Origin of the sequence: Streptomyces sp. NPDC047014 (assembly GCF_040644195.1) — a bacterium.
GTDB lineage: Bacteria > Actinomycetota > Actinomycetes > Streptomycetales > Streptomycetaceae > Streptomyces.
Map to the genome: position 1 here is coordinate 173,955 of NZ_JBEYVX010000005.1, position 20,616 is coordinate 194,570.

Annotated in this window: 17 protein-coding genes and 2 tRNA genes; 14 read left to right on the forward strand and 5 right to left on the reverse strand. The window is 72.0% G+C overall.

Features of this window, described 5'->3' with window-relative positions; translation table 11 throughout:
- Positions 1–89: 89 nt before the first annotated feature.
- From gnd to ABZ873_RS05440, 9 genes are all read left to right on the forward strand, one after another.
- The gene (gene gnd, locus ABZ873_RS05400) at positions 90–1,046 is read left to right on the forward strand and encodes a phosphogluconate dehydrogenase (NAD(+)-dependent, decarboxylating) (RefSeq protein WP_360865500.1); all 957 of its coding nucleotides are present in this window, start codon (positions 90–92) and stop codon (positions 1,044–1,046) included.
- 59 nt (positions 1,047–1,105) lie between these two features.
- Positions 1,106–2,242: a DNA replication/repair protein RecF gene (recF, locus tag ABZ873_RS05405; protein ID WP_360865504.1), complete on the forward strand. Its 1,137-nt coding sequence runs from the start codon at positions 1,106–1,108 to the stop codon at positions 2,240–2,242.
- Entirely contained in the window at positions 2,239–2,772 is a 534-nt protein-coding gene (locus ABZ873_RS05410) for a DUF721 domain-containing protein (RefSeq protein WP_360865507.1), read from the forward strand. Before recF ends, ABZ873_RS05410 begins: the two co-directional genes overlap by 4 nt.
- 283 nt (positions 2,773–3,055) lie before the next feature.
- Positions 3,056–5,077, forward strand: a complete 2,022-nt coding sequence (gene gyrB, locus ABZ873_RS05415) for a DNA topoisomerase (ATP-hydrolyzing) subunit B (RefSeq protein ID WP_360865621.1) — start codon at positions 3,056–3,058, stop codon at positions 5,075–5,077.
- A 141-nt stretch (positions 5,078–5,218) separates the two neighbouring features.
- Positions 5,219–7,738: a DNA gyrase subunit A gene (gyrA, locus tag ABZ873_RS05420; protein WP_360865623.1), complete on the forward strand. Its 2,520-nt coding sequence runs from the start codon at positions 5,219–5,221 to the stop codon at positions 7,736–7,738.
- 3 nt (positions 7,739–7,741) lie between these two features.
- Positions 7,742–8,374, forward strand: a complete 633-nt coding sequence (locus ABZ873_RS05425; RefSeq protein ID WP_360865510.1) for a DUF3566 domain-containing protein — start codon at positions 7,742–7,744, stop codon at positions 8,372–8,374.
- 117 nt (positions 8,375–8,491) lie between these two features.
- Positions 8,492–8,565, forward strand: a tRNA-Ile gene (locus ABZ873_RS05430).
- A 162-nt stretch (positions 8,566–8,727) separates the two neighbouring features.
- Positions 8,728–8,862 carry a DLW-39 family protein gene (locus ABZ873_RS05435; RefSeq protein WP_208809277.1) on the forward strand — a complete coding sequence of 45 codons (135 nt, stop codon included), beginning with the start codon at positions 8,728–8,730 and terminating at the stop codon, positions 8,860–8,862.
- A 123-nt stretch (positions 8,863–8,985) separates the two neighbouring features.
- Positions 8,986–10,293 (forward strand): hypothetical protein, encoded by a 1,308-nt coding sequence (locus ABZ873_RS05440; RefSeq protein ID WP_360865514.1) that lies wholly within the window; start codon positions 8,986–8,988, stop codon positions 10,291–10,293.
- Here the strand turns inward: ABZ873_RS05440 and ABZ873_RS05445 are convergent.
- Together ABZ873_RS05445 and ABZ873_RS05450 are read right to left on the reverse strand one after the other, a co-directional pair.
- Positions 10,280–11,521 carry a protein kinase gene (locus ABZ873_RS05445; protein WP_360865518.1) on the reverse strand — a complete coding sequence of 414 codons (1,242 nt, stop codon included), beginning with the start codon at positions 11,519–11,521 and terminating at the stop codon, positions 10,280–10,282. The two genes, ABZ873_RS05440 and ABZ873_RS05445, sit on opposite strands and share 14 nt — an antisense overlap.
- Positions 11,522–11,563: 42 nt before the next feature.
- Positions 11,564–12,112: a helix-turn-helix domain-containing protein gene (locus tag ABZ873_RS05450; protein ID WP_360865522.1), complete on the reverse strand. Its 549-nt coding sequence runs from the start codon at positions 12,110–12,112 to the stop codon at positions 11,564–11,566.
- A gap of 162 nt (positions 12,113–12,274) precedes the next feature.
- Here ABZ873_RS05450 and ABZ873_RS05455 point away from each other — a divergent pair.
- The 4 genes from ABZ873_RS05455 to ABZ873_RS05470 all read left to right on the forward strand — a co-directional run bounded on the left by ABZ873_RS05455 (position 12,275) and on the right by ABZ873_RS05470 (position 15,747).
- A tRNA-Ala gene (locus ABZ873_RS05455) sits at positions 12,275–12,347 on the forward strand.
- A 442-nt stretch (positions 12,348–12,789) separates the two neighbouring features.
- A complete protein-coding gene (locus ABZ873_RS05460) occupies positions 12,790–13,812 on the forward strand; it encodes a ScbA/BarX family gamma-butyrolactone biosynthesis protein (protein ID WP_360865525.1) in 1,023 nt (340 codons plus the stop codon).
- Positions 13,813–13,855: 43 nt separating this feature from the next.
- The gene (locus tag ABZ873_RS05465; protein ID WP_360865528.1) at positions 13,856–14,512 is read left to right on the forward strand and encodes an HAD family phosphatase; all 657 of its coding nucleotides are present in this window, start codon (positions 13,856–13,858) and stop codon (positions 14,510–14,512) included.
- Positions 14,513–14,538: 26 nt separating this feature from the next.
- Complete coding sequence (locus ABZ873_RS05470; protein WP_360865531.1) at positions 14,539–15,747, forward strand: cytochrome P450; 1,209 nt, start codon at positions 14,539–14,541, stop codon at positions 15,745–15,747.
- A gap of 101 nt (positions 15,748–15,848) precedes the next feature.
- Here ABZ873_RS05470 and ABZ873_RS05475 read toward each other — a convergent pair whose 3' ends face one another.
- Both ABZ873_RS05475 and ABZ873_RS05480 read right to left on the reverse strand, forming a co-directional pair.
- Complete coding sequence (locus ABZ873_RS05475) at positions 15,849–17,357, reverse strand: FAD-dependent monooxygenase (protein ID WP_360865533.1); 1,509 nt, start codon at positions 17,355–17,357, stop codon at positions 15,849–15,851.
- A 144-nt stretch (positions 17,358–17,501) separates the two neighbouring features.
- Positions 17,502–19,067 (reverse strand): MFS transporter, encoded by a 1,566-nt coding sequence (locus ABZ873_RS05480; protein ID WP_360865535.1) that lies wholly within the window; start codon positions 19,065–19,067, stop codon positions 17,502–17,504.
- Between the two features lie 119 nt (positions 19,068–19,186).
- On the opposite strand from ABZ873_RS05480, the gene ABZ873_RS05485 reads away from it, so the two are divergent.
- A complete protein-coding gene (locus ABZ873_RS05485; protein WP_360865538.1) occupies positions 19,187–19,498 on the forward strand; it encodes a helix-turn-helix transcriptional regulator in 312 nt (103 codons plus the stop codon).
- Between the two features lie 94 nt (positions 19,499–19,592).
- Here ABZ873_RS05485 and ddaH read toward each other — a convergent pair whose 3' ends face one another.
- Positions 19,593–20,459, reverse strand: a complete 867-nt coding sequence (gene ddaH / locus ABZ873_RS05490) for a dimethylargininase (protein ID WP_360865541.1) — start codon at positions 20,457–20,459, stop codon at positions 19,593–19,595.
- Positions 20,460–20,616: the final 157 nt, after the last annotated feature.

The window sequence follows — 20,616 nt, forward strand, 5'->3', positions numbered from 1 at the left end:
CGGGCGGACCTCCTGGGGACACCGGGAAGGCGCAAAGCCGGGAGCGCCCGCGGGGCCCGCCGCCGCGGCCGGGCGTAGGCTCGGATCCGGTGGGCGCCCCCGCCGCGTCCCAGCGGACCCGGCCCCGGGAGCCCCGGCAAAGACGGCCACAACGCTTAAGGAACCACCTGATGGAGCTTGGTCTCGTCGGTCTCGGCAAGATGGGCGGCAACATGCGCGAGCGCATCCGCCGCGCAGGCCACACCGTCATCGGATACGACCGCAACCCGGACCTCGCCGATGTCCACAGCCTGCGGGAACTTGTGGACAGCCTGCAGGCCCCCCGCGTGGTGTGGGTGATGGTCCCGGCGGGCGCGGCGACCCAGTCCACCGTCGACGAGCTGGCGGAACTGCTCTCGATCGGCGACATCGTCGTCGACGGCGGCAACTCCCGCTGGACCGACGACGAGAAGCACGCCGCCGAGCTGGCGGCCAAGGGCATCGGCTTCGTCGACTGCGGCGTCTCCGGCGGTGTCTGGGGCCTGGAGAACGGCTACGCGCTGATGTACGGCGGCGAGAAGGACCACGTCGCGCGCGTCCAGCCGGTCTTCGACGCCCTCAAGCCGGAGGGCGACTTCGGCGCCGTGCACGCCGGCAAGGTCGGTGCGGGCCACTTCGCGAAGATGGTCCATAACGGCATCGAGTACGCCATGATGCAGGCGTACGCCGAGGGCTGGGAGCTCCTGGAGAAGGTGGACTCGGTCACCGACGTCCGCGAGATCTTCCGCTCCTGGCAGGAAGGGACCGTCATCCGCTCCTGGCTGCTGGACCTGGCCGTGAACGCCCTCGACGAGGACGAGCACCTGGAGAAGCTGCGCGGCTTCGCGCAGGACTCGGGCGAGGGCCGCTGGACGGTGGAGGCGGCCATCGACCACGCCGTACCGCTGCCCGCGATCACCGCCTCGCTGTTCGCGCGGTTCGCCTCGCGGCAGGACGACTCCCCGCAGATGAAGATGATCGCCGCGCTGCGCAACCAGTTCGGCGGCCACGCGGTCGAGAAGAAGTAGCAGCTCAGCAGCACAGCAGTACGAACGAGCAGTGGGAAGCCGGGGGAGGTCGGCGCCGTATGCATGTCTCGCATCTCTCGTTGGCCGACTTCCGCTCGTACGCCCGGGCCGAGGTTCCCCTCGACCCGGGCGTCACCGCTTTTGTAGGACCCAACGGCCAGGGCAAGACCAACCTCGTCGAGGCGATCGGCTATCTGGCCACCCTGGGCAGCCACCGGGTCTCCTCGGACGCCCCGCTCGTGCGGATGGGCGCGGACCGCGCGGTGATCCGCGCCGCCGTCACCCAGGGCGAGCGGCAGCAGCTGGTGGAGCTGGAGCTCAATCCGGGCCGGGCGAACCGGGCCCGCATCAACCGCTCCTCGCAGGTCAGGCCGCGGGACGTGCTGGGCATCGTACGGACGGTGCTGTTCGCGCCGGAGGACCTGGCGCTGGTCAAGGGGGACCCCGGCGAGCGGCGCCGGTTCCTGGACGAGCTGGTCACGGCGCGCTCGCCGCGCATGGCCGGAGTGCGCTCGGACTACGAGCGGGTGCTCAAGCAGCGCAACACCCTGCTGAAATCCGCGGCGATGGCCCGCCGGCACGGCGGGCGCTCGATGGACCTGTCCACCCTCGACGTGTGGGACCAGCACCTGGCGCGGGCGGGCGCCGAGCTGCTGGCCCAGCGGCTGGACCTGCTCGCGACCCTGCTCCCGCTCGCCGACAAGGCGTACGAGCAGCTCGCGCCCGGCGGCGGCCCGCTCGGCCTCGCCTACCGCTCCTCGGCCGGCGAGCCGGTGGACAGCGGCGCGGCCCGCACCCGGGAGGCGCTCCACGAGGTGCTGCTGGCCGCGCTCGGCGGGGTCCGCAAGCAGGAGATCGAGCGCGGCGTGACCCTGGTCGGCCCGCACCGCGACGACGTGCTCCTCAGCCTGGGGGAGCTCCCGGCCAAGGGCTACGCGAGCCATGGCGAGTCCTGGTCGTACGCGCTGGCGCTGCGGCTGGCCTCCTACGAGCTGCTGCGCTCCGAGGGCAGCGAGCCCGTGCTGGTCCTGGACGACGTCTTCGCGGAACTGGACGCGCGGCGCCGGGAGCGGCTGGCCGAGCTGGTGGCGCCGGGCGAGCAGGTGCTCGTGACGGCGGCGGTCGACGACGACGTCCCCGGCGTGCTGGTGGGAGCGCGGTACGGGGTGTCCGGTGGTGAGGTGACCCGGCTGTGAACGAGCAGGGCGAGAACGCGCCGCAGGGCCGCAGGGCCCCCGAGCCCTCCGGGGTGGACCTGGCCCGCCAGGCGCTGGCGGCCGCGCGGGAGCAGGCGCGGGCCCGGGGCAACGCGGCGAGCGCGCGCAAGGGCCGCCAGCCGGGGCTGCGCTCGGGTGCCCGCGCGGACGGCCGGGACCCGATGCCGCTGATGGCGGCGCTGGACCGGCTGCGCACCGAGCACGGCTGGGAGATGCCGATGGCGGTGGCGGGCGTGATGGAGCGCTGGCCGGAGATCGTCGGCCCGGAGATCGCGGCCCACTGTGAACCGCAGCGCTACGAGAACCGTGAACTGGTCGTGCGCTGCGATTCCTCGGCCTGGGCGGCGCAGCTCAAGCTGCTCGCCCCGCAGCTGGTGGCCCGGCTCAACGCGGACCTGGGGCAGGGCACCGTACGGCTGATCAAGGTGCAGGGGCCGGGCGGACGGCCGAAGGGGTACGGGCCCTGGCGGGCTCCCGGGAGCACCGGACCGGGCGATACCTACGGGTGAGTAGCCCCCGATGCGGGTGGCGTCCCTCACGGTAGCCGGAGGTTGACAGCCCGAAGCGCTGGGTGCCCGTGTGAGCCACTTTGAGCCCCTGCCCGGATGTGGGGAGTCGGAGAGAGGAGGTTCAGGGCGGCACATGCGTACTCAGGTACCGGCAAACCCCCATTCATGTCAGTGGTACCGGTAGACTGGAGCAAATCCCGCCCGTTTGCGGGATCAGGCAGACAACGCAGATCGACGCGGCCGCTCCCGCCGGTGCACTTGCTGGTCCGGAGTACGGGCTGCGCTGTGCCAGAAAGGGCGCTTCGTGGCCGATTCCGGCGACTCCAACGAGAAGAATTACGACGCCAGTGCGATCCAGGTCCTCGAGGGCCTGGACGCCGTGCGCAAGCGGCCGGGTATGTACATCGGCTCGACCGGTGAGCGTGGTCTGCACCACCTCGTCTACGAGGTCGTCGACAACTCGGTCGACGAGGCCCTGGCCGGGCACGCGGACACCATCGACGTCACGATCCTCGCCGACGGCGGGGTGCGCGTGGTCGACAACGGCCGCGGCATCCCCGTCGGCATCGTGCCGTCCGAGGGCAAGCCGGCCGTCGAGGTCGTCCTCACCGTCCTGCACGCGGGCGGCAAGTTCGGCGGCGGCGGCTACGCCGTCTCCGGTGGTCTGCACGGCGTGGGTGTCTCCGTCGTGAACGCCCTGTCGACCAAGGTCGCGGTCGAGGTCCGGACGGACGGCCACCGCTGGACCCAGGACTACAAGCTCGGCGTGCCGACGGCTCCGCTGGCCAAGAACGAGGAGACGGCCGAGACCGGCACCTCGGTGACCTTCTGGGCCGACGGCGACATCTTCGAGACCACCGAGTACTCCTTCGAGACGCTGTCGCGGCGCTTCCAGGAGATGGCCTTCCTCAACAAGGGCCTGACCCTGTCGCTGACCGACGAGCGCGAGTCGGCGAAGGCCACGGTCGGCGCGGACGACCCCGACGCGGACATCGCCGAGCCCGCCGCGCGCACGGTGAAGTACTACTACGAGGGCGGCATCGTCGACTTCGTGAAGTACCTCAACTCGCGCAAGGGCGAGCTGATCCACCCGACCGTCATCGACGTCGAGGCCGAGGACAAGGAGCGCATGCTCTCGGTCGAGATCGCGATGCAGTGGAACTCGCAGTACACCGAGGGGGTCTACTCCTTCGCGAACACGATCCACACGCACGAGGGCGGCACCCACGAGGAGGGCTTCCGCGCGGCGCTGACCGGCCTGGTCAACCGCTACGCGCGGGACAAGAAGCTGCTCCGCGAGAAGGACGACAACCTCGCCGGCGAGGACATCCGCGAGGGTCTGACGGCGATCATCTCGGTGAAGCTGGGCGAGCCCCAGTTCGAGGGCCAGACGAAGACCAAGCTGGGCAACACGGAGGCCAAGACCTTCGTGCAGAAGGTGGTCCACGAGCACCTGAACGACTGGTTCGACCGCAACCCGGTCGAGGCCGCGGACATCATCCGCAAGTCGATCCAGGCGGCCACCGCGCGCGTCGCGGCCCGCAAGGCCCGCGACCTCACGCGCCGCAAGGGCCTGCTGGAGAGCGCGTCCCTGCCGGGCAAGCTGTCCGACTGCCAGTCGAACGACCCGACCAAGTGCGAGATCTTCATCGTCGAGGGCGACTCCGCCGGCGGCTCGGCGAAGTCCGGCCGCAACCCGATGTACCAGGCCATCCTGCCGATCCGCGGCAAGATCCTGAACGTCGAGAAGGCCCGTATCGACAAGATCCTCCAGAACACCGAGGTCCAGGCGCTGATCAGCGCCTTCGGCACCGGGGTGCACGAGGACTTCGACATCGAGAAGCTGCGCTATCACAAGATCATCCTGATGGCGGACGCCGACGTCGACGGCCAGCACATCAACACCCTGCTGCTGACCTTCCTCTTCCGCTTCATGCGCCCGCTGGTCGAGGCCGGTCACGTGTACCTGTCCCGCCCGCCGCTCTACAAGATCAAGTGGGGCCGCGACGACTTCGAGTACGCGTACTCGGACCGCGAGCGCGACGCCCTGGTGGAGCTCGGCAAGCAGAACGGCAAGCGCATCAAGGAGGACTCGATCCAGCGTTTCAAGGGTCTGGGCGAGATGAACGCGGAGGAGCTGCGCGTCACCACCATGGACGTGGACCACCGGGTGCTCGGCCAGGTGACCCTCGACGACGCGGCGCAGGCCGACGACCTGTTCTCGGTGCTGATGGGTGAGGACGTCGAGGCCCGGCGCTCCTTCATCCAGCGCAACGCCAAGGACGTCCGCTTCCTCGACATCTGAGTCGGCCCGACGCTGACCGCCGCCTGAAAGGACTTCTGACCAGCAATGGCCGACGAGACCACCCAGCCCGCCCAGAACGCAGAGAATCCCGCCGAGGAGGAGCAGCAGCTGCGCATCGAGCCCGTCGGGCTCGAGACGGAGATGCAGCGCTCCTACCTCGACTACGCGATGTCCGTCATCGTCTCGCGTGCGCTGCCCGACGTCCGGGACGGCCTCAAGCCCGTCCACCGCCGGGTGCTGTACGCGATGTACGACGGCGGCTACCGGCCCGAGAAGGGCTTCTACAAGTGCGCCCGCGTCGTCGGCGACGTCATGGGCACCTACCACCCGCACGGCGACAGCTCCATCTACGACGCCCTGGTCCGTCTGGCCCAGCCGTGGTCGATGCGCATGCCGCTGGTGGACTCCAACGGCAACTTCGGCTCCCCGGGCAACGACCCGGCGGCCGCCATGCGCTACACCGAGTGCAAGCTGATGCCGCTGGCCATGGAGATGCTCCGGGACATCGACGAGGAGACCGTCGACTTCCAGGACAACTACGACGGCCGCAACCAGGAGCCGACCGTGCTCCCGGCCCGCTTCCCGAACCTGCTGGTCAACGGCAGCGCCGGCATCGCGGTCGGTATGGCCACCAACATCCCGCCGCACAACCTGCGCGAGGTCGCGGCCGGCGCCCAGTGGGCGCTGGAGCACCCGGACGCCTCGCACGAGGAGCTGCAGGACGCGCTCATCGAGCGCATCAAGGGCCCGGACTTCCCCACCGGCGCGCTCGTCGTCGGCCGCAAGGGCATCGAGGAGGCGTACCGGACCGGGCGCGGCTCCATCACCATGCGCGCGGTGGTCGCCGTCGAGGAGATCCAGAACCGCCAGTGCCTGGTGGTCACGGAGCTGCCGTACCAGACCAACCCGGACAATCTCGCGCAGAAGATTGCCGACCTGGTCAAGGACGGCAGGGTCGGCGGCATCGCCGACGTCCGCGACGAGACCTCCTCGCGCACCGGCCAGCGCCTGGTGATCGTGCTCAAGCGCGACGCCGTGGCCAAGGTGGTGCTGAACAACCTCTACAAGCACACCGACCTGCAGACGAACTTCGGCGCGAACATGCTGGCGCTGGTGGACGGGGTGCCGCGCACCCTGTCGATCGACGCCTTCATCCGCCACTGGGTGACCCACCAGATCGAGGTCATCGTCCGGCGCACCCGCTTCCGCCTGCGCAAGGCGGAGGAGCGCGCCCACATCCTGCGCGGCCTGCTCAAGGCGCTGGACGCGATCGACGAGGTCATCGCGCTCATCCGGCGCAGCAACACGGTCGAGATCGCGCGCGAGGGCCTGATGGGCCTGCTGGAGATCGACGAGATCCAGGCGAACGCGATCCTGGAGATGCAGCTCCGCCGCCTCGCGGCCCTGGAGCGGCAGAAGATCGTCGCTGAGCACGACGAACTCCAGGCCAAGATCAACGAGTACAACGCGATCCTGGCCTCCGAGTCCCGCCAGCGCTCCATCGTCAGCGAGGAACTGGCCGCGCTCGTCGAGAAGTTCGGCGACGACCGGCGCTCCAAGCTGGTGCCCTTCGACGGTGACATGTCCATCGAGGACCTGATCGCCGAGGAGGACATCGTCGTCACCATCACCCACGGCGGGTACGTCAAGCGCACCAAGACCGAGGACTACCGCTCGCAGAAGCGCGGCGGCAAGGGCGTGCGCGGCACCAAGCTGAAGCAGGACGACCTGGTCGACCACTTCTTCGTCTCCACCACGCACCACTGGCTGCTGTTCTTCACGAACAAGGGCCGCGTCTACCGCTCCAAGGCGTACGAGCTCCCCGACGCCGGACGCGACGCGCGCGGGCAGCACGTCGCGAACCTGCTGGCCTTCCAGCCGGACGAGAAGATCGCGCAGATCCTCGCGATCCGCGACTACGACGCGGCGCCCTACCTGATCCTGGCCACCAAGGGCGGCCTGGTGAAGAAGACGGCGCTCAAGGACTACGACTCGCCGCGCTCGGGCGGTGTCATCGCGATCAACCTCCGGGAGACCGAGGACGGCAGCGACGACGAGCTGATCGGTGCCGAGCTGGTGTCCGCCGAGGACGACCTGCTGCTGATCAGCAAGAAGGCGCAGTCGATCCGCTTCACGGCCACCGACGACGCGCTGCGCCCGATGGGCCGCGCGACCTCGGGTGTGAAGGGCATGAGTTTCCGTGAAGGGGACGAGCTGCTCTCGATGAGCGTGGTCCGGCCCGGTACGTTCGTCTTCACCGCGACCGACGGCGGTTACGCCAAGCGGACGGCGGTCGACGAGTACCGCGTCCAGGGCCGTGGTGGTCTGGGCATCAAGGCCGCCAAGATCGTGGAGGACCGCGGTTCCCTCGTCGGGGCGCTCGTGGTGGACGAAACGGACGAGATTCTCGCCATCACGCTCAGCGGTGGTGTGATTCGTACGCGCGTCAATGAAGTCAGGGAGACCGGTCGTGACACCATGGGCGTCCAGCTGATCAACCTGGGCAAGCGCGATGCCGTGGTCGGCATCGCCCGCAACGCCGAAGCCGGTCAGGAAGCCGACGAGGCCGAGGCGGACGAGATCGAGACCGAGGGGGCCGACGCACCGGCCGCCGAGGCAGCCGAGGGCACGCAGCCTTCGGCCGGGGAGCACGAGGAGTAAGTCGTGAGTGGAGCCACGGGCGCCGGACCGGCCAAGACTGGAGCGAAAGGTGCCCGTGGCCCCGCCGCGGACTCCCAGGGGGGAACCGTGACGGACACCCGAGGAACGAAGGCAGGGGCCGAGGCGAACACCGCCGAGGGCCGTCCCGCCGAGCCCTACCAGCCCCCGCAGGCGTACGCGTCGCCCGCGGGCCCGGGCGGGCCGCGGGGCGCCGGGGCGGCCGGCACGCAGCGCAAGCCGCGTACGCCGGTCCGTACGACCCCCCGCACGCGCAAGGCACGGCTGCGGGTGGCCAAGGCCGACCCGTGGTCGGTGATGAAGGTCAGCTTCCTGCTGTCGATCGCGCTCGGCATCTGCACGATCGTGGCGGCGGCGGTGCTGTGGATGGTCATGGACGCGATGGGCGTCTTCTCGACCGTCGGCGGCACCATCAGCGAGGCCACCGGCTCGAACGAGGGCAACGGCTTCGACCTGCAGTCCTTCATGTCGCTGCCGCGCGTGCTGATCTTCACCTCGGTGATCGCGGTCATCGACGTGGTGCTGGCGACGGCGCTGGCGACCCTGGGCGCGTTCATCTACAACCTGTCGGCGGGATTCGTCGGCGGTGTGGAGCTGACGCTCGCCGAGGACGAGTAGTCCTCCCGGAGAAGCGCCGGTGACGGGTCGGATGACCTGCGCAGACGCCCCCGGGGAACCGATTTTGGCCTGACCGGGTCTGTGCGCTAATCTTCAGGAGTCAGCGCGCAGCGCGGAGGGGCTATAGCTCAGTTGGTTAGAGCGCATCCCTGATAAGGATGAGGCCACAGGTTCAAATCCTGTTAGCCCCACAGTGAGAAGGACCCCGGCCGGGAACGGCCGGGGTCCTTCTGCGTGACGGGGGTCCGTCGTTGGGCCGGGCGGGGGACGGGGAGGTCACCGATCGGTATCGGTCGGTGTGTATTGTTGGGCGACAGAAGTCCCCCTACGTCAACGAAAGACGAGGTCGCGCGGTGAAGAAGCTGCTCCTGGTCGCACTGGCCGCCATCGGCGGGCTCCTCGTGTACCGCCAGATCCAGGCGGACCGCGCCGAGCAGGACCTGTGGACGGAGGCTACCGACTCCGTGCCCTCTGGTTCCGGTGTGTGAGACCGAAGGCTGAGTTCATGAAGCCCCGGCTGCCGCTGCGGCCGGGGCTTCGTGCTGTTCTGTGGCGATAAATTCCGATATGCAAAGATTCGGCTTGCGTTAGCAACTCGGGGTGGGCGCGTGATGGATCGGGTACGGACGACCGTGGGGGCGGTGGCCCTGGGCCTGCTGGCGGTCCCGCCCGCCACCGCGTACGCCGAGGGGGCCGCGCCGCAGCCGCCGCCCGTCTACCGGGCCGCCGAGGGCTCGCAGGCCGTACAGGGCAAGCCCTCCACGGCGGACGCCCCGCTCGTCGAGGCCGGGCACAGCTACCAGGACACCCTCGGGCCCGGGGACCGGTACTACCGGCTCGTCCTGGAGAAGGACGGCTCCAACGCCTATGTCTCCGCCGTGGTCCGGCCCCCGGCCGGGGCCAGGGTGTCGGGCAGTGACAGCATCGAGGTCGAGCTGATGACCACCGCCGGGACCTCCTGCGAGGACAGCACCGGCCGGTCGAACTTCGGCTACGACGCCGTGCCGCTGGCCGCCGCGGGCGTCCGCTGGGGCTCCGAGGACCGGACGTGCGCTGCCGCCGGGGTGTACTACGCCAAGGTCACCCGGACCGCGGCCAAGGACTCCGACCAGAGCCCCTGGCCGCTCGAACTCACCGTCCAGCGCGAACCGGGGCGCGGTCCGGGCCAGCCCACCACCGCGCCGAAAGCCTGGCCCTCCGGGGCGCCCGCGCTGCCCGGCTCCGAGCCGGCGGGCCGCGCCGGCGGCACCGGCTTCAACGACGCGCGGGCCCTCGGCGCCGGGGTCTGGCGCGACGAGCTGCGGCCCGGCCAGACCCGCTGGTACCGGGTGCCGCTCGACTGGGGACAGCAACTGGGCGTCGGGGCCGAGCTGTCGGCCGCCCGCCTCACCAAGAAGTACGCCTCCGCCTCGGGCGGACTGGCCGTGACCCTCTACAACCCCTACCGGGGGCAGGTCTCCCGCGAGGAGACCTCCTACAACGGGGTGCAGGCCGGGATCACCCTCGACAAGACCGCGCCCGTCGGCTACGAGAACCGCTTCTCCGGGGACCGCGAGGTGCGGGCCGCGGGGGTCGCGGGCTGGTACTACCTCGCCGTCACCATGGGAGGGAAGGTCGCGGACTTCACCGAGGACGCGGTGCCCGTCCCCCTCACCCTGCGGCTGGAGCTGGCCGGGACCCCGGGCAAGGCGCCCGCCTACCAGGAGGACCCGGCACGCGGCGGCTTCGCCGTGGGCGCGCGGGACCGTACGGCGGCCGCGGACGGGCTCACCGCCCCGGAGGCGGCGGAGGCGGCGCGGACCCGGTCGGTGATGACGGTGGTGGCCGGGGCCGGCTTCGGCACCGGGACCGTCCTGCTGCTCGTGCTGGGCGGCTGGATCCTGCTCGGGCGGCGGGGGCGCGGCACTACACCTGCGTGAGGGCCCAGACCCCGATCGCGAACCCGAGCAGGGCGGCGGCGAGCAGCGCGGCCACGGCCTTGGGCGAGGGCGGGGCGATCCCGCCCGCGCGGCGGGCCGCGGCGGCGGGCGCCGCGGGCGGAGGCAGAGGGAAGCCGCCGGTCTGCGGGGCGCCGGGCGGCGGCAGAGGGAAGCTCCCGGTCTCCGGGGCGCCGGGCGCGGGCCCGAGGACACCGGGCGCGGGCACCGGTGCGGGGGGCGCCGCGGGCTGCGGGGGCGGCGCGGCGCGGGGATCCGTACGGGTGGGCTCGGCGGCCAGGGCGGCCGGACCGGCGGGTGTGCCCGCCCGCTCCGCCGGGGCGCCCGCCCCCGTCGGGCCCTCCGGGCCGAACCCCGGGGGCAGGGGGCCGAGTTGGTCGGCGATCTGTACCGCGGGCTCGTCCGGGGCGGGCGGCGGCAGGAGCTGCGCGGCCTCGGCAAGGGCTCTGCGCGCCCCCGTGGCCGTCCTGAACCGGCTGTCGGGGACGGGCTGCAGCAGCGTGGCGACGACGTCCCACAGCGGGGCGGGAACGCCCTCGGGCGCGGGCGGGGTGCCGTGGGCGCGGAAGTGCTCCACCAGCGCACGGGAGTCGGGCTTGGTGCCCTTGAGGAGGTAGAGGGCGAGCAGTCCCACGGCGAACAGGTCGGCGGGGAAGTCGGGTTCGGCGCCGGCCAGTTGCTCGGGCGCGAAATAGCCGGGGGTGCCGACCACGAAGTCGGTCCCGGTCAGCCGGGGCTCGTCCTTGCGCATGGAGATGCCGAAGTCGGACAGCCGCAGGTGCGGCCGCCCGGTTCCGGTGGCCTCCATCAGGATGTTGGCCGGCTTGATGTCGCGGTGGACGACGCCCTCCGCGTGGACCGCCGCCAGTCCCGACAGGAGCTGGTCGAGCAGGGTGCACACGAACCGCGGCGGGAGGGGGCCGTGGTCCCCGATCACATGGCCGAGCGAGCCGCCCGCGACCAGGTCCATGGTGAAGAGGACCTTGTCGTCGTCGGCCGCCCAGCTGGCGGGCGCGAGCACATGCGGGTGGTCGATGCGCAGGGCCTGCTCCCGCACGAACCGCAGGAGCATGTGCGCGTCGCCCTGGAGGAGGACCTTCGCGGCGACGTAGCGGCGGCGGCGGTGGTCCCAGGCCCGCCACACGGCGCCCGCGCCCCCGCGCCCGACCGGATCGATCAGCTCGTACCGACCGGCGAAGACCTCACCCATCGCTGCGCCCGTCCCCCGTCACCCTCGGCCCGTTCCCGCGTCTCAGTTCTGGTGCGCCTCGTAGTGGGCGACCGCGTCCGCGGTGCGGCCCGCTCCGTACACCTTGAGGAACTCTGCCAGTTCCGGGTGGGTGGGGGCGAGCGTGTCGGCCGCGTCGATGATGTCCCCGGCGGCGGAGACCGAGCGCAGCAGGGACTGGATCTCGCGGACCACCCGCTTGACGGTCGGTGCGCCGGAACCGACGGTGGCCTGGCCGCCGCCGCTCAGGACGGAGCCCCCCTGGGTCTTCTTGATCTCGTCCATCCGGTCCGTGGCCTCCACCGCGCTGACGCTGCCGTCGGCCACCTGGCCGGCGAGGTCCTGGAGGGCCTGGACGCGCTGCACCACGGCGGGGTTGCCGATCTTGGCGCGCTGGCCGCTCATCAGCTGGGACAGCATGGGCGCCGACAGTCCGAGGACGGCAGCGAGGCGGGCCTGGTTCAGGCCGAGATCATCTATGAGCCGGCGGAAGAGGGCTCCGAGCGGCTCCCCGTACCAACTGCGCTGGAGCTCTCTGGCTCTGGCGGTGGCATCTTGCTGGACTGCGTCCACTCTTGCTACTCCCCTTCGCTGGTGCGAACCTCGCGAGCATCTTACGGAGAGTGGTCGCGGGGCGGGAGTCCCTATCATTTTGCGAGATGAGGGGGTACACCCGGTACTCTGTTCTGCGGAACGTCCACCTATCTCCCAGGGGACCGGTGCGTCCAGTTCCTCGGGGCCTTAGCTCAGTTGGTAGAGCGCTGCCTTTGCAAGGCAGATGTCAGGAGTTCGAATCTCCTAGGCTCCACACCACATACCCTCCGACCTGCGGAAACGCCGGGCGGGGGGTATTTTGCGTGCGCTTGGGGCGGTCGTCTGTATGGTGGATACATCTATGCATCGGGGGGTGTGTTCGAGATGTCCGTCCACAAGTCGGCCCGGGGGGCGCCGGTTTGGCGGGGTGATTCCGGCCGCGGGGCGCGAGGCCCGGCCGGTCCGCGCGAGAGCCGGCCGCGGGGCTTCCGTTAGTCCCTGACGGCTGTTTCCGGCCTTGGGTGGAAGGCCCGTCGAGGGCATTCCGGTAAGGGCGGCGGAGGGCTGAACTCCGCCCGCTCCCGAAACGCAGTGTTCACACGGATCAAGCCGGTGGAGTGGCGTACGCCACGGTGGCCGGGCGCTTGATCAAGGTACGGTCGCATGCGTACCTCCGGTCGGAGACGTACCTGCATGCAATGAGGGGGAACTCAGCCATGTCCGCCATGTCCGCGATCCTGGACACCGAACTCAGCTATGCGAGCACCGTGACCCGGGCTCTCGTCCACCGCGCCGCGGTCTGTGAGGTCTTCCTCACCGACTCGGTCCGGCTGGCCGACGACGCCTACCTCATCGCCGCCCAACTCCCGCGCGTCCACAGCTACTACAGCGACCAGCTGGCCACGCCCGCCGTCTACGACCCGCTGCTCCTGGTCGAGGTGTTCCGCCAGGCGTCGATCTACACCGCGCACACCTTCCTCGACGCGGCCGTCGACGAGAAGTTCATCTTCAACAGCGGCGAGATGATCGTCACCGACGCCGCCGCGCTGCAGATCGGCGTCCGGCCCGGCCACGCGCTGATCCACGCCCGCCAGGCGGGCCTGAGACACCGGGACGGCGTCGTCACCGGCAGCACGCTCGACCTGGTCCTCACCGTCGACGGGCGCGAGGCCGCGACCATGCGCACCACCTGCCAGTGGATGCCCGGCGCCGCCTGGAACCGGATGCGCGAGAAGGGCCGGGCCTCGCTCGCGCCCGGCGCCGCCCGGCCGCACCCCACCGGCCGCCGGGTCGCCCCCGGCGCCGTCGGCCGGATCTCCCCGCACAACGTGGTGCTGTCCGAGACCGCGGTCCGCGAGCGCGAGGTGCTGACCCAGGTGGTCGTGGACCAGGCCAACCCGGCCCTCTTCGACCACCCGCTGGACCACATCCCGGGCGCGCTGATCTTCGAGGCGTTCCGGCAGTCCGCGGTGCACGCCGCGCACGAGCTGTTCGGGCTGTCCCCGCAGGGGCTGCTGCTCACGCGCGTCGAGACGGACTTCACGCGCTTCGGCGAGTTCGAGCTGCCCACCGACTGCCTGGTGCGCGTGGTGGAGTCCCCCGACCCCGACTCGGTGGCCTTCGAGATCGACATGAGCCAGGAGGAGCGGATCGCCCGCGCCCGCGTGCACCTCGCCCTCACCCGCCCCATCGGCGGCGCGCTGCTGCAGCGCCTCGTGCCCGCCGGCGCCGGTGCCTGAGCGTCCGTACCCTTCCGTCCGGGACACCCGAGGAGACAGCGCAGTGCCCCAGCCCATGATCTGGTTCGACTTCGGCGGCGTGCTCTCGCCGCCGCTCGACGACCTCTTCGACTCCTACCACGCGCGCGCCGGCATCAGCCCGCGCCAGATGAAGACCGCCCTCGCCGCCGTCGCGGCCGAGCTGGGCCACGAACCGCTGGCCCCGCTGGAACTGGCCCTGCTCACCGAGGAGGAGTGGGGCGCGGCCATGGCCCGGGTCCTGGCCGAGGCCAACCCCGGCATCGACCTCTCCCGGGCCCGCCTGCGGAGCTTCGGCGAGCAGTGGTTCGAGGGGGTCAGCGCCAATCCGGTGATGGTCTCCACGGCCCGGCACGCCAAGGAGCACGGCTACCGGGTGGGCATCCTCAGCAACAACGTCGTCGAGTGGGAGGCCCACTGGCGCGCGATCGTCGCCCCCGTCGGCGAGGTCGACTGCGTCGTCGACTCCTGCAAGGTCGGCGTCCGCAAGCCCGATCCGGAGATCTTCCGGCGGGCCGAGAAGGAGGCCGGGGTCCCGGCCGCGGAGTGCGTGCTCGTCGACGACCTCGCCGAGAACTGCGCGGCCGCCCGCTCGGTCGGCTGGCGCGCGGTCCACTTCCGCAACAACGCCCAGGCCGTCCGCGATCTGGCCGGACTGACCGGGCTGCCCGCCCTCGTCTGACGTACCCCACCTCCCACGGAGCACCCATGACCAGCACCGTCACGTCCGCCGCCGTCACCGTCGCGGACATCCCGCACCTCGACCCCGTCCCGGCCTTCACCCCGCTCGCCGGGCGCGGGCCCGGGGGTGTGCCGCTCATCCGGCTGCCGAGCGGCCATGACGTCGTCCACCTGACCCGCTACGCCGATGTGCACAAGGTGCTCACCGACCCGGCGTCCGGCCGTACCGCCACCAACGTCGAGGACGGGCCGAGCTTCCTGCCGACCGTGATGCCGAAGGAGCTGCTGCTCAACCTGGACGCCCCGCACCACGCCCGGGTCCGCGGCTTCGTCGCCGCCGACTACAGCGCCGCGGGGACCGAGCGGCTGCGCCCGGTCCTGGACCGGGTGGTGGACGAGGGCATCGCGCGGCTGCGCGCCTCGGACGCGCCGGACCTTTTCACCGACCTCGTCGACCGGGTGCCGATCGAGGTGAACTGCGCCTTCCTCGGGGTCCCGGTGGAGGACATCCCGTACTTCCGGCCCTCGGCGCGGATCGTGCAGATCGCCTCGCACGAGGACGTGCCGGACCTGGTCGGGCACTTCTACCGGGTGTACGGCTACGTCCAGGACCTGGTCACCGGGGTCCGGCCGGTGGTGCCCGGCGGGCTGATCGACCGCTTCCGGGCCGGCCGGGACCGGGCCGAACCGCCGCTGGACGACGCCGAGCTGACCGGGATCTTCTTCGGCTCGCTGCTGGGCGCCGACCAGAACGTGGTGTCCGTCCTGGCCAAGTCGCTGTACGCGCTGCTCGCGGCGCCGGCCCTGTGGCGGCGGCTCGCCGACGACCCGGACATGGCCCCGCGGCTGGCGGAGGAGCTGATCCGGCTGATCCCGCTGGGCACCATCTCGGCCTTCCCGCGCATCGCGGGCCGGGACCTGGAGACGAGCGAGGGGACCGTGCCCGCGGGCACCGTGGTCTACCCGGACGCCTTCGCCGCCAACCGCGACCCGGACGCCTTCCCGGACCCCCTGGTCATCGACCCGGACCGCACGTCGGCCAAGCGGCACCTGCAGTTCGGCTACGGCATGCACCACTGCATGGGGGCGGCGCTGGCCCGCATGGAGATCGTGACCGTACTGACGCGCCTGGCACGGGAGTTCCCGGATCTGGCCCCGGCCGTCGACCCGGCCGCGATGCCCTGGGACAACGGCACCGTGCTGCGCCGGCCCACCTCGCTGCCCGTGCGCTGGTGAGCCGGCGGCCGGGCGGGCCGCGCGGCGGTCCCGTCCGGCCGGTGCGGGAAGGGCGGGAGGGGCGGGTCCGGCGCTGCCGGGCCCGCCCTCCGGCGTGTGCCTCAACGGGCCTCGCCGAACCACCGGCGCAGGGCGTCGGCCAGCGGCTCCCCGTCCGCCGCCCAGGCGATGTAACCGTCGGGCCGGACGAGGACGGCCTCCCAGGGCAGCGGGTTCGCGGAGGTGGCGGCCACGGTGCGCAGCACGTGGTCCCAGCCCCGCGCGGGACCGCGGTGGGCGGCGGCGCCCGCCCCGCCGATCAGCAGCAGGAGGGGGCGGCCGGGCAGCAGCAGCCGGGTCAGGTCGGCCGGGCCGTCCTCCGTGGTGAGCGGCAGGTTGGGCAGGAAGCGGCCCTCCCAGGGGGAACCGCCCCCGGTGCGGGCCGGGTACGCCGTCTCCTGGGCGCTGATCATCTGGCCCAGGCGGGTGGTGACCTCCTCCAGCCCGAGCAGTTCGGTGACGAGCTCGCGCAGCGGGTCCAGGCCCGGGTCCGGGCGCATCAGGGCGAGCTGGGCCCGGGTGTTGTCGATGACGCGCCGTCCGGCGGGCCGGCGTTCGGCGTCGTAGGTGTCGAGCAGGTCCTTGCCGGCGGTGCCCGCGAGGGTGTGGGCCAGTTTCCAGGAGAGGTTGAGGGCGTCCTGCAGACCGAGGTTGAGCCCCTGCCCGCCCACGGGGAAGTGCACGTGCGCGGCGTCCCCGGCGAGGAAGACCCGGCCCTTGCGGTAGTCGCGCACCAGGCGGGCGAAGTCGCTGAACCGGGAGAAGAAGACCGGGTCGGTCATCGGCACGGGGCGGCCGAGGATGCGCTCGCCCTCCCGGCTCAGCTCCTCGGTGGTGAGCGCGGAGTGCCGGTCGGGGTGCGGGCCGCGGAAGTCGATGGTGATGAAGCGGCTGTGCCCGTACGGATTGACGCCCGCGACCGTCCAGCCGCGCGGGGTGCGGTGCCAGCCGTAGGGCACGGAGTCCGGATCGGTCAGCCGGACGAGGCCCAGCAGGGCGGAGACGGTCGCCGGGTGGACGTCCTCGGCGAAGCCCAGCAGGGAGCGGACCGTGCTGCGGGCGCCGTCCGCGCCGACGGCGTACTCGGCGGTGAACCTCCGTGGGCCGTGCGGTCCTTCGGCGGTGACCTCGACGGTCTCCGGCCCCTGGGTGATCGCGGTGACCCGGTGGCCGCGCAGGACGGTGACACCGCGCTCGCGGGCCAGGCGCTCGAAGTCCCGTTCCAGATCGGCCTGGGAACGGCCGACGATCGGGCCGGGCTCCGTGGCCGGGGCGGTGATCACGAGCCCCGGCATGCCCGCGAAGTGGAAGGCGTCGGCGGAGCCGCGCCGCAGCCGGTCCTCGGTGGCGGCGGGCGAGGGCAGATGGCCGCGGCGGGCCAGCCCCTGCGCGGTACGGGCGTGCAGGGTGCCCGCCTTGGGCTGGTCCACGGTGTGCGGGGCGGCTTCGAGGACGACGGTGGAGACGCCGTGGTGGCCGAGCTCGGCGGCGGTGAGCATGCCGACGGGTCCGCCCCCGACGACCAGGACCTGCGCGTGCAGGGGGCGGGGGTCCTCGTGGGGGTGGTTCATGGGGCGCGGGTCCTCTCCTGGGGACGCGGGTGGCCCGGCGCCACGGGGGAAGGGGGCGCCGGGCCGGTCTCGGGTGGTGTCGCACGGGCCGGGCGGGGGGCGCGGTGGGCGCTCCCCGGGCTCACGGGCCCGGCGGGCGGGCCGTCAGGCCGCGCGCTCGGCGGATCCGCCGCGCAGCAGGGCGGCGACCACGGCGCAGAGCACGACGCAGACCGCGGCGAGGCCCCAGAGCACGGTGTGGAAGGCGGAGTCGTAGGACTGGGCCAGGAAGTGGCCGAACGCCTCGGTGTCCACGGCGCCGGACACCTCGGTGGCGCGGGCGAAGTCCCCGCCCGCGGCCTGGTCGGCGACCTGGTCCGCGTGCGAGGCGCCGGCGTGGCCGCCGATGCCGTCGGAGATGCGGTTGCCGAGCACGGTGGCCAGCGCCGAGCCGTAGACGGCGACGGCGATGGCCTCGCTGCCCAGGCGCAGGGTGTTGAGGAAGCCGGCGGCCATGCCCGCCTTGGCCGGGTCGATCAGCTCCAGGGCCTGGCCGTCGACGAGGCCCGCCGAGAGGCCCATGCCGGCGCCGGTGACCAGCATCGGGAGGGCGACGACGAGGATCTTCACATCGGGGGAGAAGAGGGTGAGGGCCAGGTCGCCGGCGACGAGGCAGGCGAGGCTGACGTAGATGAGGGTGAGCGCGGAGACCCCGCGGGTGACGAGCTTCGCGGCGAGCATCGGGCAGATCAGCACGGGCGCGGTGAGCAGCAGCATGGTCAGGCCCGCGGCGCCGCTGTCGCGTCCGGTGACGGCGGTCAGGTAGCTGGGCAGGTAGGTGAGCATGGTGACGAAGCCGAAGGAGGCGGCGACGGGCACCAGGCACAGGCCCACGAAGCGCCGGTTGCGCAGCACGCTCAGGTCCAGCATGGGGTGTTCGCGGCGGTTCTCGACCACGGCGAAGAGGCCGAGGACCACGACCGCGCCGGCGAACAGCGACAGCACCCCGGCGCTGCCCCAGCCCCACTGCGAGCCCTGCACGATGGCGGTGGTCAGCAGCACCATGGCGACGACGAAGAGCGCGCTGCCCGGGAGGTCGATGCCGGCGCCGCTGCCGCTGTCGGAGGGCATCGACCTGGCGATGGCGGGCACGGCCAGCAGGACGAGGAGCAGCGCGACGGCGTGCACCGCGAACACCCAGCGCCAGCCCAGGCCCTGGACGAGTACGCCGGCCAGCGAGGGGCCGATGGCCACGCCGACGCCCGCCACGGTGCCGAAGAGGGCGAACGCCTTGGCGCGGGCGGGGCCGTCGAAGACGGTGGCGACGATCGCGGCGCCGCAGGAGAAGATCGCCGCGCCGCCGATGCCGGCGAGGGCGCGGGCGGCGTCCAGCCACAGCACGTCGGTGGCGACGGCGCTGGCCAGGGAGGCCACGGCGTAGACGGCGGCGCCGGCGGCGAACGCCTTGACGCGGCCGACGATGTCGGCGACGGAGCCCCAGACGAGGGTGAAGCAGGCGAAGGCGACGTTGAAGGCGTTGACCACCCACTGGAGGGGGGCGAGCCCGGCGGCGGTGTCGGCGCCGATGCCGGGCAGGGCGACGGCGGTGCCGGAGATCGACATGGGGACGACGAACACGGCGAGGAGCACGGCGGCCAGGGTCAGGTTGCGGCCCGGCTGCCCTTCCGCCGGCACCGGTGGCGCGGCCGACGAGGTGGTCTGCGTACTCATGGGGGCACTACTCCAGGCTCGGTCCGGCCGTCTGGCGACCAGGTACGGTTTCCGTCGAACCTAAAGCTGGCACAGGGGAGAGGTATGATGCAACCCGTACCTCAGGAAGGAGGGCGACGATGCCCGACGAGGATGGCCACCCCTCGGCCGAGGAGATGAGCCTGCTGACCGTGCTCGGCGCGCTCGCCGACCCCTTGCGCTACTCGGTCGTCTCCGCCCTGGTGCGGGAACCGGAGGGCACCGCGCGCACCTGCGCCTCCTTCAACCTCCCGGTCTCGAAGTCGACGATCACCCACCACTTCCGGATCCTGCGCGAGGCCGGACTGGTGCGGCAGGTGGACCGCGGCAACAGCCGGGCCGCCACCCTGCGCCGGGAGGACCTGGAGCAGCGCTTCCCCGGGCTGCTGGAGCTGATCCGCGCCAACCTCTGACCGCGCGGGGCCCCGTACGGCAAGAGACCCCTCCCGGGCCCGTGGAGTACGGGCCGGAAGGGGTCTCTCATGAAGCTCCCGGGGCGCGAGGCGCTCAGCGGTCGCGCAGCTCCAGCGTGCAGCACTTCACGCTGCCGCCCGCCTTCAGCAGCTCGGACAGCTCCACGCCGATCGGCTCGAAGCCGCGCGCCCGCAGCTTGGCGTGCAGGCCCGTGGCCGCGGCGGGCAGCAGCACATGGCGGCCGTCGGAGAAGGCGTTGAGGCCGAAGACGGCCGCGTCCTGCGCGCAGGCCAGGATCGCGTTGGGGAACATGGCGCGCAGCACCGCCTGGCTGCCCTGGGAGAAGGCCGCCGGGTAGTACATGATCTCGTCGTCCGAGAGCACGGACAGCGCCGTGTCCAGGTGGTAGTAGTCCGGGTTGACCAGCGTCAGCGAGGTGACGGGCAGCCCGAAGAACTCCTGCGCCTCCGCGTGCGAGCGCGGGTCGGTGCGGAAGCCGGTGCCGGCCAGCAGGCGCCGTCCCACGGTGAGGATGTCGCCCTCGCCCTCGTTGACGAACTCCGGCCACAGCGTGTCCGTGTAGCCGCGGGACTCCAGCCACCGCAGGTACGCCGGGCCCTCCGCCGTGCGCTCCGCGTGGCGGAAGCGGGCGCCGTAGACCTTGCCGTCCACGACGGTGGCGCCGTTGGCGGCGAACACCATGTCGGGCAGGCCCTCCAGCGGATCTATCTCCTCGACCACGTGCCCGAGTTCGAGGTACAGGTCGCGCAAGCCCTCCCACTGCCGGACCGCGAGCGCGTTGTCCGTGCTGTGCTGCGGGTTCATCCACGGGTTGATCGAGTACGTGACGTCGTAGTGGCGGGGCCGGCACATCAGCAGGCGGCGGCGCGTGGCGACGCGGGCGGTGCTCTCGGAACGGTGCAGGGCGCCGGCGGGGGTGATGGGCTCGGTGAGCGGCACGGAGGGCTCCTTCTCATGGGGTGGCGATGGAAGCCCGGGGGCCGGGGGATGGTCCGGCCCGCCGGATACGTGTGACGCAACTGATCACGTGGGTCAACTGATCACTCGGCCCCATGGAAAGGCCGCCCCGTATTGACCGGAAGGCCCCCGGAACACC